Origin of the sequence: Dermacoccus nishinomiyaensis, from assembly GCF_900447535.1 — a bacterium.
Taxonomy (GTDB): domain Bacteria; phylum Actinomycetota; class Actinomycetes; order Actinomycetales; family Dermatophilaceae; genus Dermacoccus; species Dermacoccus nishinomiyaensis.
In genome coordinates, this window is record NZ_UFXX01000001.1 from 748,650 (window position 1) to 765,746 (window position 17,097).

10 protein-coding genes are annotated in these 17,097 nt (G+C 70.5%); 1 reads left to right on the forward strand and 9 read right to left on the reverse strand.

What is annotated here, in order from left to right; all coding sequences use genetic code 11:
* Positions 1 to 2: 2 nt before the first annotated feature.
* Positions 3 to 935 carry a LysR family transcriptional regulator gene (locus DYE07_RS03580; RefSeq protein WP_006946558.1) on the forward strand — a complete coding sequence of 311 codons (933 nt, stop codon included), beginning with the start codon at positions 3 to 5 and terminating at the stop codon, positions 933 to 935.
* On the opposite strand, the gene DYE07_RS03585 is transcribed toward DYE07_RS03580, so the two are convergent.
* From DYE07_RS03585 to hflX, 9 genes are all read right to left on the reverse strand, one after another.
* The gene (locus tag DYE07_RS03585; protein WP_115296362.1) at positions 926 to 3,412 is read right to left on the reverse strand and encodes a ComEC/Rec2 family competence protein; all 2,487 of its coding nucleotides are present in this window, start codon (positions 3,410 to 3,412) and stop codon (positions 926 to 928) included. The genes DYE07_RS03580 and DYE07_RS03585 overlap by 10 nt on opposite strands.
* A complete protein-coding gene (locus DYE07_RS03590; protein WP_115296363.1) occupies positions 3,409 to 4,299 on the reverse strand; it encodes a ComEA family DNA-binding protein in 891 nt (296 codons plus the stop codon). Before DYE07_RS03590 ends, DYE07_RS03585 begins: the two co-directional genes overlap by 4 nt.
* A gap of 144 nt (positions 4,300 to 4,443) precedes the next feature.
* Positions 4,444 to 5,619, reverse strand: a complete 1,176-nt coding sequence (locus DYE07_RS03595; RefSeq protein ID WP_074040524.1) for a DegV family protein — start codon at positions 5,617 to 5,619, stop codon at positions 4,444 to 4,446.
* Positions 5,619 to 8,489 carry a leucine--tRNA ligase gene (gene leuS, locus DYE07_RS03600; RefSeq protein ID WP_115296364.1) on the reverse strand — a complete coding sequence of 957 codons (2,871 nt, stop codon included), beginning with the start codon at positions 8,487 to 8,489 and terminating at the stop codon, positions 5,619 to 5,621. The genes DYE07_RS03595 and leuS overlap by 1 nt, the downstream gene beginning before the upstream one ends.
* Before the next feature lie 225 nt (positions 8,490 to 8,714).
* Entirely contained in the window at positions 8,715 to 8,975 is a 261-nt protein-coding gene (gene rpsT / locus DYE07_RS03605; protein WP_006944584.1) for a 30S ribosomal protein S20, read from the reverse strand.
* 201 nt (positions 8,976 to 9,176) lie between these two features.
* Positions 9,177 to 10,148 (reverse strand): DNA polymerase III subunit delta, encoded by a 972-nt coding sequence (gene holA, locus DYE07_RS03610; RefSeq protein WP_115296365.1) that lies wholly within the window; start codon positions 10,146 to 10,148, stop codon positions 9,177 to 9,179.
* Between the two features lie 63 nt (positions 10,149 to 10,211).
* Positions 10,212 to 12,560 carry an ATP-dependent DNA helicase gene (locus DYE07_RS03615; protein WP_115296366.1) on the reverse strand — a complete coding sequence of 783 codons (2,349 nt, stop codon included), beginning with the start codon at positions 12,558 to 12,560 and terminating at the stop codon, positions 10,212 to 10,214.
* A gap of 117 nt (positions 12,561 to 12,677) precedes the next feature.
* Entirely contained in the window at positions 12,678 to 15,410 is a 2,733-nt protein-coding gene (locus DYE07_RS03620; protein WP_115296367.1) for an MGH1-like glycoside hydrolase domain-containing protein, read from the reverse strand.
* A gap of 154 nt (positions 15,411 to 15,564) precedes the next feature.
* A complete protein-coding gene (hflX, locus tag DYE07_RS03625) occupies positions 15,565 to 17,091 on the reverse strand; it encodes a GTPase HflX (RefSeq protein ID WP_115296368.1) in 1,527 nt (508 codons plus the stop codon).
* Between the last annotated feature and the right edge of the window lie 6 nt (positions 17,092 to 17,097).

Below are 17,097 nucleotides of genomic sequence, written 5' to 3' on the forward strand. Positions count from 1 at the left end.
GCATGATCGATGCAGCCGGGCTCCGCGTCATGAAGGCGATCAGCGACGAGGGCAGCTTCACCGCCGCCGCTGCCGCTCTCGGCTATTCTCAGCCGGCCGTGTCGCAGATGGTGCGCCGTCTCGAGGAGAAGACCGGGACGGCTCTCGTGGAGCGCCTCGGCCGCTCGGTGCGGCTGACGGAGGCCGGGCAGGTGCTGGCGCGCACGGCGACGCCCGTCCTCAGTGCCCTCGAGGCCGCCGAGGGTGAGGTCGCCGCCATCGCGGGGTTGCGCGCCGGGCGGGTGCGCCTCATGGCGTTCCCGTCGGCATCGTCAACGCTCGTCCCGCGCGCCCTCGCACTCGTCAAGGAGCGGTTCCCAGACGTCAAGGTCAGCTTCGCCGAGGCCGAACCCCCGGAATCCCTGGCGAGCCTGCGTGCCGGCGATTGCGACGTCGCCGTGGCGTTCACGTACGACGACGCGGACCCGCTCCCCGCAGGCGAGGACCTGGACCCGTTCCTCACCCGCGGGCTCCTGCACGACGACGTGCGTCTCGCCGTCCCGCGCGATCACCCCCTCGCCGCAGCCGAGAGCGTCCGCATGGAGGAGCTCAGCGACGCCTCGTGGATCGCGGGGTGCCCCCGATGCCGTGGCCACCTCGTCAGCCTCGCCCAGGGCGCCGGTTACGCGCCCGACGTCGCGTTCGAGACGGAGGACTATGTCACCGTTCTCGGCCTCGTCGCGGAGGGCCTCGGCGTCGCGCTCATTCCCGAGCTGATCCTGCGCTCCACGTCGCATCCGGACGTCGTGACGTTGCCGCTGCTGCCGTCGAGCCGGCGCTGCGTGTTCGCCGTGACGACACCCGACCTGCAGCGGGTCCCCGCCGTCACCGCCACCCTCGAAGCCCTCGCCGACGCGGCAGCACGAGTGCCGAGCGCGCAGCACGCTCATCGCTGAGCCTGCAGGCTGATCGAGCCACCCGTCGCGAGGGCGTCCACGTCACCCTGCGTGTCGGTACGCCAAACCCGCGCGTCGTGCCGGGCCAACAGTTCGAGCGTCTTCTTCGTCGGGTGGCCGTAGTCGTTGCCGGCGCCCACCCCGATCACGGCCTGACGCGCGGCCGCCGCCTCGTAGAGGCGCTCGTTCTGGTTGGAGCTACCGTGGTGCGCCACCTTGACGAGGTCGAACGCGCGTCGCCGGGCGCTCTGACGCACCTGTTCGATCACCGCGGCCTGCGCCTCACGTTCGCAATCGCCCAGCATGAGCGCGTGATACGCGGGCGCCGATACGTCGAGCACGAGTGAGGCGTTGTTCTGCACCGACCCCTCCGTCATGACGCGGCGCGGCCACAGCACCTCGATCGTCACCTCGCCGATGACGAGGCGTTGTCCCGGTGCGAGCGCCCCGAGCGAAGCCCGAGGCTGTTCGAGCGCTGCTTGCACCGAACCCAACGCGCCCTGCTCGCCGCGCGATCGTGACGACGCCGCTGTACCGCGGCCTTTGAGTCCCTCGCTCTCCTGAGCGCCCTCCATGACCCACGTTCCGAGGACCGCCACCGGAGCGTCGGAAGCACGCAAGACCTCAGCCAGTCCGCCCACGTGGTCGGCGTGGAAGTGGGTGAGGATGACGGCGTCGAGCGTCGTGATGCCGTGGCGCTCGAGGCATTGCGCGGGATGGCCGTCGGCAGGCCCCACGTCGATCATGACGGCGCGCGTCGCCCCGGTGCGCACGAGCGCGGCATCCCCCTGACCCACCGCGCACTGCGCATAGACCCACGCGGGCGGTGCGGCCGACTCCCCCGGCAACGGCGCGAGCACAGCCGCCAGGAGCGCCCCCGCGACCCCGAGCGCGACGAGACCGAAGCGACCGGTGAAGACGATGGCCCGCCACGCGCACAGGAGCACGGCCACGACGACAATGGCGAGCACGACTCCGGCCAGCCCCGGGAGCCAGGGCACCGAGCCGCCGGGGACGGCGTCAGCGAGGCGGGCCACTGCGCAGATCACCCAGGTGGGCAGCCCCGGCAACCACACGAGCCACCCTGCGAGCGTCGGAGCGATGACGGCGACGGTCGACACGATCATGCCACCGAGCGTCGCCGGCGCGACGAATGGCTCGGCCGCGACGTTCGCGGGGATCGAGACCCACGACACCGACGAATTGAGGGCGACGAGCACCGGCAGGCACAGCGCCTGCGCGGCGAGCGGGACGCAGGTGATCTCGACCATCCCGTCGACGAACCGGCCGCGCCGCGAACCGAGCTTCGTGAGCAGGGCCTGCGACCAGCGTCGCGCGAACAGAACGAGCCCGAGCGTCGCCAGCGCCGACAAGGCGAAGCCGACGCTGACGGCAAGCCACGGATCCCACACCAACAATCCGACGATGGCTGCCGCGAGCGCCGGGCAGGCGGCGCGTTCGCGTCCCCACGACGTGCCGAGCACTCCCACGGCACCCATCGCGGCCGCGCGCACCACGCTCGGTTCGGGTCGGCACAGGACGACGTACGCGGCGAGCGCGACGAGAGCCAGGGCCACCCGCACCCGACGTGACGTGCGCGACCACCCCAACAACCACATCGTCGCGACGAGGACGACCGTCACGTTCGAACCGCTCACGGCGTTGAGGTGCGACATGCCGGTGGCGTTCATCGCGTCCGTCAGGTCGTCCGGTAGATGGGCCGTGTCGCCCACGACGAGCGCGGGCAACAGGCCGGCGGGGTCGTCCGGCAACTGCGACGAGGCGCCGACGAGCCCGGCCCGAACAGGTTCGAGTGTCGTCACCACCCAGGGCGGAGCGCCGACGACGTCCGGGGCACCGTTGACCTGCACGACGGCGCGCGCCGCCCCGAGACGCTGCGATGGGGCCAGACGCCCGCGCGCCCGCAGGTGGGACTGCCAGGTGAGGTTCGTCCACCGACGATCGCCGACGAGGATGACGGGCGTCGCGACCTCCTGCGTGCGTCCGCGCGCCGTGATGCGGTCGATCTGGGCCGGGACGACGAAGCGCTCGTCGCCTCCGGCGCCGACGACCCGGTGCGGCTGGCCCGTCACTCTCGCCTCGAGTGTCGCGACGGCGCGGTCACGGGCCAGCGTCGTCACCGGCCCGGCTTCCTCGTGCGCCAACGTCACCTGCGCCGCAGCGAGGACGATCGTCGTCAGCGCGATGACCAGCAGCGCCCAGAGCGCCCACCCCGACCCGTGGGATGACGCCGGATTCTCGTCATCCTCGCCCTCGTGCCGGGCTCGGGCTGACTGGTCCGCCCGTAGACCAGGCAAGCGCGTCCCGAACGCGAGGGCCCCGGCGACGATCGTCACGAGGGCGAGGACGACGACCACGATCGCGGGGTCGGGGCGAGCCGAGAGCAGGGTGGCGAGGGCCGCCCAGGCGACGCACGCGGCCGACAACAACCGCATGTCGTGGCCGCCGAGACTCACACGGTGACCTTGCTGCGCAGGCGATCGAGCATCTTGTCGCCGATACCGGAGACCTCACCGAGTTCGTCGACGCTCGAGAACCGACCGTTCTTCTCACGCCACTCGACGATGCGCTGCGCGAGAACCGGCCCGACCCCGGGCAACGTGTCGAGCGATGTCGCGTCCGCGGTGTTGACGTTGACGACGCCCCCGGCCGCGGCCCCGCCACCGGGCGCTCCCGGAGCAGTCGGGCCCGCCACGGCCGCCGGAGCGCCCGGTGCGGTGGCCCCTGCAGCCGGCGCCACGGGCACCGGCGGGGGGACGCTCTCGCCCGGGCGGGGGACGTGGACCTGCTCCCCATCGGCGAGCGGCCGAGCCAGGTTGATCGCCGTCGCGTCGGCACCCGACATCCCGCCGGCCGCCGTCACGGCATCCGCGACGCGGCTTCCGGCCGGCACCTGGACGACGCCCGGGCGCCGCACCGCCCCGACGACGTGAATGCTGAGAGGCGCGCCGCTCGTCGCGCCGGCGACCGAAGCCATGGCAGTGCTGTGAGACGGCGTCGACGCAGCACCCCTACTCCCCGTCGTCGCCACGCTGGCGCTCCCGGCGATACGCGGCGATGACGACGCGATGAGCGCCTTCGGTGCCGCACCGTCATCTCCGGAACTGAGCAGCAGACGCAGCCCCAGCACGGCGACGGCGAGCACCGCGCACACGCCGATGAGCAGGGCAGCCGGACGCGAGGGACGCCATCGGGCGTCCTCGAGGCCGTCCGGTGCTCGGACGAGTCGGCGGGCGGTGCGTTCCGGTTCGGGCACCCACGTCGGTTCGTGGCGGGCGCGTTCGATCTCGGCGAGCACCTCGTCGAGCCGGTCGTCGGTCTCGGGCAGCGTTCTGCGGGTCATGCCTCGACGGTAAGAAGCCCCATCCCTCCACGCTCGCTGACGCGAGCCGAAGGTGTGGAAACGCGTGCAGGCGCGTGCCGGATGGGCCCGTGGCCGTCACAGCTGTGGAAGAGGCGCGCCCGATGCGGCTCGCAGCAGCCTTCGTCAGCCCGGCGGTTCCGGCATCACCGCGACGACGGCGCCGAGTGCTCCGGCGCCCACGTGCGCGGTGACGACGGCTCCCAGGCGCGCCTGCACCGGCGCCATGGCCCACCGCACGGCTGACGACGACGCGGCGTCGGCCTCCGCTGCAGCGCGGGCACCGTCGCCCCGTGTTCCGTCCGGCGAGGACGCTCCGAGCGCAGCCACGTCGCCAACCTGGTCGGCCGCATCGGGGCCCGCCGCGCCTGGGGCACCGTCCGCTCGCGGACCCGCAGCCCGGCTGCCCGGCCGGGCCGGCCCCGTCGCATCGTCACCGGTGCCCCCAGACGAACCGGTCGAGCTCGCTTCAGCGGAACGCGCTTCACCGTCCCGCCCCGCCCCAGGGGACGCGCCACCGCCCAACCGGTCGACGAGCACCTGCGCCAACTCGGAGTGCTGCAGCGAGTGCACGGCGCAGACGCGTTTGCCCTCGCCGAGGTTCTCGGCCTGAGCCAGAGCCCACGTCCCGAGCCGCTCGACGGCCTTGCCCCGCGATCGCACGCGCGTGAGCGGCGCGATGACGCCGTCGTCGACCTGCAGCAGCGGTTTGATCGACAACGCCGAGCCGAACAGAGCCCCGGCTCGCCCGATCCGCCCGCCGCGGCGCAGCGGTTCCAACGAGTCGACGTAGAACGCCGTGCGCGACGACGCGCACGTGGCGCGCGCCGCCTCGGCCACGGCGTCGACGTCATACCCGGCCTGCGACCAGCGCAGCGCCGCGAGCACGCCGAAACCGAGCGCCATGCCCAGCGTGCGCGAGTCGACAACCTCGACGTCCAACCCCGCCTCGAGCGACGCCAGCCGCGCCGAGCTCACCGTCGACGACAACGCCTGCGATGCGTGCAGCGACACGATGCTCGTGCATCCGGCGTCCGCGAGCGCCCGGTAGGCCTCGACGAACGCCGCCGGTGACGGGCGCGACGTCGTCACCGCTATCCCCTCGGCCTGTGCGGAGGCGACCGCGTCAGCCCCCAACTCGTCCTCGGGGCGCGTGACGTCGCCGATCGTGACGTTGAGCGGCGCGACCCTCAGCAGGCTCGCCGCGTCAGGCGCGCAGCCTGCGACCAACTCGGCGGGGAGGCAGGCGGTCGAGTCGGTGACGACACCGACCCGACCGGCCCTGCCACCGGCTCGAGCCATCAGCCCGCGACGATGTTGACGAGCTTCGGCGCGCGCACGATGACCTTGCGCACCTGCTTGCCCTCGAGGAAGTTCTGCACCTTCTCGCTGGCGAGCGCCGCGGCCTCGAGGTCGGCCTCGCTGATGTCGGCGGCGACGTCGAGACGGTCACGCACCTTGCCCGCGACCTGGACGACGGCGACGACGGTGCCCTGCACGAGGTGCGCCGGGTCGGCTGTCGGGAACGGCTCGAACGCGAGGCTCTGCTCGTGTCCGAGGCGGCGCCACAGCTCCTCGCCGAGGTGCGGGGCGAGCGGCGCCGTCATGAGGACGATGGCCTCCGCGGCCTCGCGCGGCACGGCGTCGAGCTTCGTCAGCGCGTTGTTGAGTTCGATCAGCTTCGCGACGGCCGTGTTGAAGCGCAGGTTCTCGTAGTCGCCGGTGACGCCGTCGATCGTGCGGTGCACGAGGCGTGTCGTGGCCTCGTCCATCCCCTCCTCGTCGACCCGCAGCTCACCGGTGTTCTCGTCGACGACGTTGCGCCACAGGCGCTGCAGGAAGCGCTGTGATCCGACGACGGCGCGCGTCTCCCACGGTCGCGAGGCGTCGAGCGGACCCATCGACATCTCGTAGACGCGGAACGTGTCGGCACCGTAGGTGTCGCACATCTCATCGGGCGTCACGACGTTCTTGAGCGACTTGCCCATCTTCCCGTACTCGCGGGTGACTCGCTGGCCCTGCCACTCGTAGATCGTCTCGTCGCCCTCGACGCGCTCGCGCACCTCCGCGGCCGGCACGGGTTGGCCGCGCCCGTCGCGGAAGGCGTACGCCTGGACCATGCCCTGGTTGAACAGCTTGCGGAACGGCTCCTCACTCGAGATGAGGCCGAGGTCGAACAGCACCTTGTGCCAGAAGCGCGCGTACAGCAGGTGCAGGACGGCGTGCTCCGCGCCACCGACGTACAGGTCGACGCCGCCCGGGTCGTTCGCGACACCCTTGCCGAAGCCGCGGCCCTTGCCGAGCCAGTACTCCTCGCACCCCGCGTCGACGAAGCGCTCGGTGTTCGCGGGGTCGGCATAGCGCAGCTCGTACCAGCACGAACCGGCCCAGTTGGGCATCGTGTTCGTCTCACGCGTGTACCTCTTGACACCGTCGCCGAGGTCGAGTTCGACGCTGACCCACTCGTCGGCGCGCGACAGCGGCGACTCGGGCATCGACTCGGCGTCCTCCGGGTCGTACGTCTTCGGCGAGTAGTCGGCTACCTCGGGCAGTTCGACGGGCAGCATCGACTCCGGCAGCGCGTGGGCCGTCCCGTCCTCGTCGTAGACGATCGGGAACGGCTCGCCCCAGTAGCGCTGACGCGAGAACAGCCAGTCGCGCAGGCGGTACGTGGTCGTGCCCGTGCCACGCTCGTTGGCCTCGAGCCACTCGATGACCTTCCTCTTCGCCGTCTCGATGTCGAGCCCGTCGAGCGACAGCCCGGCCGTCGACGAGTTGATCGCGGCGCCCTGGCCCGTGTACGGCTGATCCTCCGGGTGGCCCTCGCTCGGCTGGACGGTGCGCACGATGTCGAGGCCGTAGGCCTGCGCGAACTCCCAGTCACGCTCGTCCTGCGCGGGCACGGCCATGATCGCGCCCGTGCCGTAGCCCATGAGGACGTAGTCGGCGACGAACACGGGCACCGCCCGACCCGTCACGGGATTCGTCGCGAAGGCACCGGTGAACACACCCGACTTGCCCTTCTCCCCCGCCTGACGCTCGACGTCGCTCTTGCGCGAGGCCTCACGGCGGTAGGCGGCGACGGCGTCGCGCGGCGTCCCGGCACCCGCCGTCCACGACTCATTCGTCCCGGCTGGCCAGGCTTCCGGGACGATCGTCTCGAGCAGCGGGTGCTCCGGCGCGAGCACCATGAACGTCGCGCCGAAGATCGTGTCGGGACGCGTCGTGAAGACCTCGATCTGTTCGCCCGAACCGGCCTGGGTCGCGACGTCGAAACGCACCGACGCGCCGTTGCTGCGCCCGATCCAGTTGCGCTGCTGCAGCTTGATCGACTCGGGCCAGTCGAGGCGCTCGAGATCGTCGACGAGACGGTCGGCGTAGTCGGTGATGCGCATCATCCACTGCGGCAGGTTGCGCTTGAACACCGGGAAGTTGCCGCGCTCGGTGCGGCCGTCCGCCGTCACCTCCTCGTTCGCGACGACGGTGCCGAGGCCCGGCGACCAGTTGACGGGGGCGTCCGACTTGTACGCCAGGCGGCGCGCGTTGATCGCCTCAGCGCGCCCAGCGGCGTCGAGGTCGCCCCACGCCTCGCCCGACGGCGTCGCGACGCGGCCGCTCTCGTACGCCTCGACGAGGGTGTCGATCGGGCGGGCCTTGCTCTCGTCCGGGTCGTACCAGGCGTCGAAGATCTGCAGGAAGATCCACTGCGTCCACTTGTAGTACGACGGGTCGATCGTCGCGAACGTGCGGCGCGCGTCGTGCGACAGCCCGAGCTGGCGCAGCTGACGACGCATGTTGACCATGTTGTCCTCGGTCGTCTTGCGCGGGTGCTGGCCCGTCTGAACGGCGTACTGCTCGGCAGGCAGCCCGAACGCGTCGTAGCCGAGGGTGTAGAGGACGTTCTTGCCCTGGGTGCGCTGATAGCGCGCGTAGACGTCCGTCGCGATGTAGCCGAGCGGGTGACCGACGTGCAGCCCCGCACCCGAGGGGTAGGGGAACATGTCCTGGATCATGACCTTCTCACGCCCGGCGACGCCCTGCTCGTCCGCCCACGGTCCGCTCGGGTTGGGGGCCTCGAAGGTGCCTGCCTCCTCCCACGCGTCCTGCCAGCGGCGCTCGATCTGCCCCGCCAGTTCCGCGGTGTAGCGCTGGCTGTGTTCGGTCTCGCTCAAGGGATCGTCCTCACATCGCGTCGGTGCGGGCAGGCCCCGCGAAAGTTCCGGCTCATTATGTCAGGGCGGCCGGGGGCACGTCGTCGGCGTTTTCCCGCGCTGGCCGGTTCGGGCAGCGCGTCGCCTCGTCCTCGGCCCGCCCGGGCCCTGGCATGACGAAGGCCGCCACCTCGGGAGGTGACGGCCCACGTCATGCGAAGCGCTTCTCGCGAAGCACCACGGCGATCAGATCTGGTTGAGCTGCTTCGCCATGGCCGACTTCTTGTTGGCGGCCTGGTTCTTGTGGATGACTCCCTTGGAGACAGCCTTGTCCAGCTTGCGCGAGGCAGCAGCGAGGGCCGTCGACGCGGCGTCCTTGTTGCCGGCCTCGACCTCGGCGCGGAACTTGCGGATCCACGTGCGCAGTTCGGACTTGTAGGCCTTGTTGCGCTCGGTACGAATCTCGTTCGTCTTGATCCGCTTCATCTGCGACTTGATGTTTGCCACGAAAATCTCACTTCTTCGGTCGAATGTGTTCTGTCGTGAGGGCGACAGACGGCCTCTCGGATATGGCGTGGGGACACCTGGCGATGAGAGACCGCTGGTTACTGCTGTTGCGTGTGCGCACGACCTGAGCCCACACGCACTCGCTCAAATCTACCAGCCAAGCGACCGCGCGGCGCAATCGGGGCGGCGGGCCCGAGGCCGTCAGTGACGCTCGCTCGGCGCGTGGCGCTGACGACAGATCTCGAGGACCACGTGCTCGACGGCGTACTGCGGATCGCGTCCACCACCCTTGACGGCGAAGTCGGCCGCGGCGACGGCCTGGATCGCGCGTCCGAGACGGACGCCGTCCCATCCGCGCGACGCCGTCCGCGCCTTGTCGACCTGCCAGGGTGGCATCCCCAGCTGCTTCGCGAGATCCGCACTGCGTCCACTGCCGGCCGAGGCGACCTTGGCGACCTGGCGCAGCTGCGAGGCGAGGACGGCGACGATCGGCACGGGATCGATCCCAGAGGCGAACGCGTGGCGCAGCAGCCGCAGGGCCTCGGGCGCGTTGCCGGCGACGGTCGCGTCGGCCACGCGGAAGCCCGTCGCCTCCACCTTGCCGCCGTGGTAGGTGCCGACGGTGTTCTCGTCGACGATGCCGCTCGTGTCGTCGACGAGCTGACGGCACGCCGCGGCGAGCTCTGAGGTGTCCTTGCCGGCCGCCTCGAGCAGCGCCCGCACGCCCTCGGGTGTGATGCGGCGGCGTGCGCGACGAAACTCGTTCATGACGAACGCCGACTTGTCGCGATCCGACTTGATCGCCGGCGCCTCGATGACGCGCGCCTTCGCCTTCTTGAGTGCATCCAGCACGCGCTTGGCGCGGTTGCCGCCCTTGTGCAGCACGATGAGGTTGGCGTCGTCGAGACCGACCTTCAGCGCGTCCTCGAGCTCGTCGACAAGGGCGTCCGGCGCCTCGTCGAAGTCACGCACGACGATGACGCGGCGCCCACCGAACAGGCTCGGCGACAACTCCGTCGTGAGACGCCCGGGCTGGTACTCGGCGACGTCGATGCGCACGATCTCGGCCTCCGGGTGCGCGGCCGTGATGGCCTCGAGGCTCTCCTCGACGGCGCGCTGGGCGAGGATGCGCTCAGGCCCGGTGACGAGGATGATCTGCGGGACGTCGCTCATGCCGTCACCCTGTCACTCGCCACCGACAACGCGCCCGCGCCACACCATGCGCCATCCGCCACGTCAGGATCCCTGCGGGCGCAGGCCGAGCTGTTCGCAGCGCGCGACGACGGCGTCCTCGCTCATCTCGAGGTGATCGGCGAGTTCGTCGAGCGTCAGGCCCATGCCGATGCCCTCGCGCAGTTCCTCGTCGGCCTCGGCCGTCCAGGCGTGCCCGTCGGTGACGGCGGTGCGGGCGCTCTCCTCGGCGGGGGCAGGCTTCGGCGGGGGTGCCTGCAGCGCGCTGGCGGTGCCCATGCCGCTGACGCCGGCCGCCTGCGCCGCGGCCAGGGCCCGGGAGCGCGCCTCCTCACGCCTCGCCCCCGACGCGGCGTCGGCACCGGCCTGCCCGGCCTGCTGTGACGTCGCGGGTTTCTTCGTCGGCGCCTTCGTCGAGCGGGTGCCGGCCTCCGCGACGGCGCGGATCGGGGGCGCGTTCTCGTCGAGGCGCGCGAGGGCCTTGAGGATGAGCGCGCGATCCGTCGTCGGCCAGAACGGTGGGAGCGACCGCTGCAGGAACCCGGCGTAGCGCGCCGTCATCATGCGCGAGTCGAGAAACGCGACGACGCCGCGATCGTCGGCATGACGGATGAGGCGACCGGCGCCCTGCGCGAGCCGCAACGCCGCGTGCGTGCCGGAGACTGCCATGAACCCGTTGCCACCCATCTTGGCGATGGCCTGCGAGCGCGCCGAGGCGAGCGGGTCGTCGGGGCGAGGGAACGGGATGCGGTCGATGATGACGAGCTGCAGGCTCGAACCGGGCACGTCGACGCCCTGCCACAGCGTCATCGTGCCGAACAGGCAGGTGTTCGCGTCGGAGGCGAAACGGCGCACCAGCGTGCCCATCTGGTCCTCGCCCTGGCACAGGACGGGGAAGTCGTCGCCGAGGCGTTCGCGCATCGCCTCGGCGGCGCTCTGCGCGGCGCGCATCGAGGAGAAAAGCCCGAGCGTGCGCCCGCCCGCGGCGCGGATCAGCGTCTCGATCTCCTCGAACGCCTGCTCGGACATGCCGTCGCGCCCCGGCGCGGGCAGGTGCTGCGCGACGTAGGCGATGCCCTGCTTGGGGTAGTCGAACGGTGAGCCGACGTCCAGGCCGTTCCACGCCGGGCCACCCGCGCCGCGCAGGCCGAGCGTGCCGGCGACAGCGTCGAAACTGCCGCCCAGTTCGAGGGTCGCCGACGTCATGACGACGGTCCGCTCGCCGAAGATCTTGTCGCGCATGAGCATCGCGACGCTCATCGGCGCGACCCTCAGCGCCGTGATGTTCGCGCGCGCATTGTGCGAGATCCACAGCACGTCGAGTTCGCGTTCTTCGAGGATGCGCTCGCAGGTGGAGAAGATGTCGTCGATCGCCGCGCGCGCCATCTGACGCACGCCGTCGTTGTCCTGCGGGTTCTTGGGCTTGAGCTCGCTCGCGATCGAGCGTGCCGCGTCGAGGATGGCGCGGATTGCCATCTCGAGCGGGTCGGACAGCCCGAGCAGCCGCCCTTCCTGGTGTTGCTCGAGGGCGTCCTTGAGCAGGTCGGCCGAGCGCTTGAGGTCGTCGGTGTCGGCGAGGCGCCCGCACCGTTTCGCGGCGGCGCTGATCGTGCCCGTCGTCAGCTCGTCGGTGATCGTCGCCGTCACCCGATCGACGAGTTCGTGCGCCTCGTCGACGACGACGACGTCGTGCTCGGGTAGCATCTGGCGGCCCTCGAAAGCATCGATCGCCATGAACGAATGGTTCGTGACGACGACGTCGACCTCCTTCGCGTCGGCACGCGCCAGCTCGACGAAGCACTCCTCGACGACGGGGCACTTGCTGCCGAGGCATTCGTGGCTGGAGACCGACACCTGCCGCCATGCCTTCTCCGAGACGCCGGGCACGAGCTCGTCACGATCCCCCGAGTCGGTCTCGTTCGCCCACTCGCGCAGCCGGACGACCTCGCGGCCCGTGCGACCCGCGTCGGCGTCGACCTGGCCGACACCGAGCAGCGTGTCGGCGTCGTCGTCGGGGTAGCCGCCCGCCAGCTTGTGCTGGCACAGGTAGTTGCGCCTGCCCTTGACGAGCGCGTACGTCGGACGCCGCCCGAGCAGCGGCTCGAGGGCATCGGCGAGGCGTGGCATGTCGCGGTCGACGATCTGCGCCTGCAGCGCGAGCGTCGCTGTCGCGACGACGGCCGGCTTGTTGACGTCGAACGCGTGCCGGATCGCGGGAACGAGGTAGGCAAGCGACTTTCCGGTGCCGGTGCCCGCCTGGACGAGCAGGTGCTCGCCCGTCTGGATGGCCTGCTCGACGGCCTGCGCCATCTTCGCCTGGCCGGGGCGCGGCACCCCACCCACACCACTGACGGCGGCAGACATGAGCTCATCGAGGGAGGGCAGTTCGGGCATGCCCCAACCCTAGGCCAGCGCGTACCGCGGCACCGACTCGAGCGCGCCGGGGCTGTGGATCAGCCTGCGCCGCCACCCTGACGGCGCCCCCAGCCGTCACGACTGGGGACGACGACGTCACTCCCCCGGCAGCAAACCGGGCAGCGCCGGCGCGTGGTCGGAGCAGATGTAGTGCGCGACGAGCGCGGTCCAGCCCGTCTGGTGCGCGGCGCCGAGGCCGACGCCGGTGTCACCGTGGAAGTACTCGCTGAACGTCACGTGCTCGTCCCACAGCGGGCCCTCGGGGTACTCGCGCTGATCGCCCGGGCGTCCGTTCGGCCCGAGACGGAACAGGTTCGTCAGGCGATCCTCGAGGTCGAGGACGATGTCGGACAGCTTCATGAACCGACCCGAGTTCGTCGGGTATTCGTACTCGGTGTCGCCAGGCGTCGAGGCCGCGTAGAGGCGCAGCGCGTCGACGACGAGGAAGTTGACGGGAAACCACACAGGCCCACGCCAGTTCGAGTTACCGCCGAACAGGTCGATGTCGGACTCGCCCGGCGTGTAGTGGATCGACATCTCCCGCCCGCCGATCTGGGCGGTGTACTCCTCGCGGTAGGCGGCCGACAGCGAACGGATGCCGTATTCGGAGAGGAACTCCTCCTCGTCGAACAATCGCTTGAGCAGCAGATCCCGTCGGCGCTTGGAGATGAGCGACAGCGTCAGCTTCTCACCGCCCGAGTCGTGCTCGGCCTGCGCGATCGCCTTCATCATCGCGGGCTCGCGCTCCATCATCCACTCGACCTCACGGACGAAGTCGGGCAGTTCGTGCTGCACCCAGCTCGGCGCGATGAGCACGGCCATGAGCGGCAACAACCCCACCATCGAACGCACGCGAAGCTGCGTGATGTGGCCTGCCGGGTCGGACAGGGCGTCGTAGAAGAAGCCGTCCTCCTCGTTCCACAGGCTGGAGACGACGTCGGGGCTCGTGCGGTCCATCGCCCGGGCGAGGTTGATGAAGTACTGCAGGAACGTCGTCGCGGCGTTGTCGTAGCCGCGCTCGCGCCGCGCGAGCTCGAGCGCCATCCGCAGCATCGACTGGGAGAAGAACGCCATCCAGCTCGTCGCGTCCGACTGTTCGAGCTTGTAGCCGGGCGGCACGTCGGTGGAGCGGTCGAAGAGTGTGATGTTGTCCATGCCGAGGAAGCCGCCCTCGAACAGGTACGTCCCGTCGGCGTCCTTGCGGTTGACCCACCACGAGAAGTTGAGCAGCAGCTTGTTGAACACCTGGATGAGGAAGGACTGATCCTGGCCGCCGTCGATGGCGTACACCTGCCAGCACGCCCAGGCGTGGACGGGCGGGTTGACGTCCTCGAACGCCCACTCGTACGCGGGCAGTTGGCCGTTCGGGTGCTGCGCCCACTCGCGGCACATGAGGACGAGTTGATGCTTGGCGAACTCGGGGTCGATGTGCGCGAGCGGCACCGTGTGGAACGCCAGATCCCACGCGGCGAACCACGGGTACTCCCACTCGTCCGGCATCGAGATGACGTCCGCGAGCGCCAGGTGCCGCCATCCGACGTTGCGCCCCGGGCGCCCGTCGAGGCCGGTGACGCGCGAGACCGGCGGCGCCTCGCCGGCCGGGTCGCCGGCGAGCCACTCGTCGACGTAGTAGCGGTAGAGCTGCTTGCCCCACAGCAGACCCGCGAAGGCACGACGCGCGATGCGCCGGTCGTCGGGCGAGGCGGAGGTGGGGATGACGGCGTCGTAGAACTCGTCGGCCTCGTCGCGGCGCGTGCGCATGACGATGTCGAAACCCTCACCGAATGCGGGATCGCCGGGCGGCGGCTCCTGGTGGGCGGTGCCCTTCGGTTGGTGCGCGGTGGAACGGCCCACCCCGCGCATCCGCAGCCTGACGGTGACGCTCTCGCCCGGGCCGATGTCGTCGAAGTGGTACCAGAACCCCACCTTTGTGCCGTAGTCGAGGCGGATCGCCTCGCTGTCACCGTGCACGATGCGGGCGTCGAAGCCGTCCTTCGTCAGCTCGCGACGGTTGAACTCGTGGCCGAAGACGGCACCTTCGTTCGTCTCGTTGTCGCAGAAGATGATGCGCGGGCTGCCGTCGGCATGCAGCTCGTAGTCGCCGAGCCAGCCGTGCTCGGCGCGCACGGTGTTCGCGTCGACGAGTGAGATCGACGGCTCCCGGTCGTCGCGCCCCCACGACCAGGTGTTGCGGTACCAGGCCTGCGGGACCAGGTCGAGCGGTGCAGCATCGGGCCCGTGGTTGGTGACGGTGTACTCGAGGCACAGGTCGGTCGGGTTCGCCTTCGCGTGCTTGACCTCGACGTCGAAGAAGCGATTCTCGGCGAAGACACCCGTGTCGATCAGCTCGTACTCGTCGTCGGTTCGCGAACGCTGCGCCGCCTCGGCCCGCAGATGGTTGTAGGGGAATTTGGCCTGTGGGTAGCGGTAGAGCCAGCTCGCCCACGAGTGCGTTGGCGTCGCGTCCGTCGGCCACCAGACCTCCTTGACGTCCTCGCCGTGGTTGCCCTCGTTGTTCGTCAACCCGAACAGGCGTTCCTTGAGTCGGTCGTCCTTGCCGTTCCACATGGCGAGGGAGACATTGAAGAAACCGAACCGGTCGCACAATCCTGCGAGGCCGTCCTCGCCCCAGCGGTAGGCGCGCTGGTGCGCGTGGTCGAACGGCAGATACGCCCACGCGTTGCCGTCGGCCGAGTAGTCCTCGCGCACCGTCCCCCACTGCCGCGACGCCATGTACGGCCCCCACAGCCGCCAGGGGTCGCTGTCCTTCGGCGCCTGGGCAAGACGGCGGTGCTCCGCGGTGGCGGTAGGGCGGGAAGTCGATGACACCCCCGCATTTTAGGTGAAGTGGGGGGACACACCACCGCGCCGTCTGACAGGTGAGCCATCTCACCCGCGTGGGCACCGACGAGCCACCACCCCCACGGGAGCGTGACAGTGGTGGCTCGTCGTCGGCCGTCGCTGAACTCGCGACGGCGTGGCTTCAGGCGTTCGTCAGGTACGCCTGGAGTTCACCCTCGAGCTCCGGCATCACCTTGGCGTGGACGTAGGTGCCCTCGCCGCGGTGCTCGATCGAGAGGACCTCCGCGTCCGCGTGGAGGCGGCTGAGCAGGTCGCCGCGCTCGTACGGCAGCAGGACGTCGACACGGCGCTCCGGCTTCGGCAGCTCGTCGGCGATGAGCTGGAGCAGCTCGGGCAGGCCCGCGCCGGTGCGCGCCGACACCGCGATCGCGTACTTCTCGTGGCGCATGAGCCGATCGATGACGTCGGGGTCGGCGACATCGGCCTTGTTGATGACGATGATCTCCTTGACGTCGCTCGCATCGACGTCGGCGAGCACCTCGCGCACCGCGGAGATCTGAGATTCGGGGTCGGGGTGCGAACCGTCGACCACGTGCAGGAGCAGGTCGGCGTCCGCGACCTCCTCGAGCGTCGAACGGAACGCCTCGACGAGCTGGTGCGGCAGGTCGCGCACGAACCCGACGGTGTCGGCGAGGGTGTAGGCCCGCCCGTCAGCCGTCTCGGCGCGACGCACCGTCGGATCGAGCGTCGCGAACAGCTGGTTCTGCACGAGCACGCCCGCGTTGGTGAGGCGGTTGAGGATCGAGCTCTTGCCGGCGTTCGTGTACCCCGCGATGGCGACGCTCGGCACGTTGTTGTGACGTCGGCCGCTGCGCTTGGTGTCGCGCGTCGTCTTCATCTCGGCGATCTCGCGGCGCAGCTTCGCCATGCGCGTGTTGATGCGACGACGGTCGAGTTCGATCTTCGTCTCACCCGGACCGCGCGAGCCCATGCCCTGACCGCCCGCGGCCTGACCGCCGGCCTGGCGCGACATCGACTCACCCCAACCGCGAAGACGCGGCAGCAGGTACTGCATCTGGGCGAGCTCGACCTGGGCCTTGCCCTCCTTGCTCTTCGCGTGCTGGGCGAAGATGTCGAGGATGAGCGCGGTGCGGTCGATGACCTTGACCTTGACGACGTCCTCGAGCGCGCGTCGCTGGCTGGGCGCCAGCTCGCCGTCGGCGATGACGGTGTCGGCGCCCTCGGCGATGACGATCTCCTTGAGTTCCTCGGCCTTGCCCTTGCCGAGCCACGTGCCGGGGTCGGGTCGCAGCCGGCGCTGCACGACGCCGGCGAGCACCTCGGAACCGGCCGTCTCGGCGAGCGCGGCGAGCTCGCGCAGCGAGTTCTCCGCGTCCTCGGCGCTGCCCTCGCTCCAGACGCCCGCGAGGACGACCTTCTCCAGGCGCAGCTGGCGATACTCGACCTCGGAGACGTCCTCCAGCTCGGTCGACAGACCGTGGACACGTCGAAGCGCCGCGCGTTCTTCGCGCTCGAACTGGTCGCCGTCATAGGCGTCGACGACGAAGCCGCGCTCGTCGTAGGTGGGGGACGCGTCGTCACTGTCGGCGAGAGCCTGGGCTCGGCGGGACAGGAAGTCGGCGGGGTTGCGCTCGTTCAGGGCTGGATCCTCACGTCGAAGGTCGTCGTTCGTTGCGGTGCGGTTCATTGTCTC

What these genes read in the sequence shown, in the direction of transcription:
- hflX (WP_115296368.1), bottom strand. Translation starts at nt 17,091, where the DNA reads ATGAACCGCACCGCAACGAACGACGACCTTCGACGTGAGGATCCAGCC.
- DYE07_RS03615 (WP_115296366.1), bottom strand. Translation starts at nt 12,560, where the DNA reads ATGCCCGAACTGCCCTCCCTCGATGAGCTCATGTCTGCCGCCGTCAGT.
- DYE07_RS03580 (WP_006946558.1), top strand. Translation starts at nt 3, where the DNA reads ATGATCGATGCAGCCGGGCTCCGCGTCATGAAGGCGATCAGCGACGAG.
- holA (WP_115296365.1), bottom strand. Translation starts at nt 10,148, where the DNA reads ATGAGCGACGTCCCGCAGATCATCCTCGTCACCGGGCCTGAGCGCATC.
- DYE07_RS03590 (WP_115296363.1), bottom strand. Translation starts at nt 4,299, where the DNA reads ATGACCCGCAGAACGCTGCCCGAGACCGACGACCGGCTCGACGAGGTG.
- DYE07_RS03595 (WP_074040524.1), bottom strand. Translation starts at nt 5,619, where the DNA reads ATGGCTCGAGCCGGTGGCAGGGCCGGTCGGGTCGGTGTCGTCACCGAC.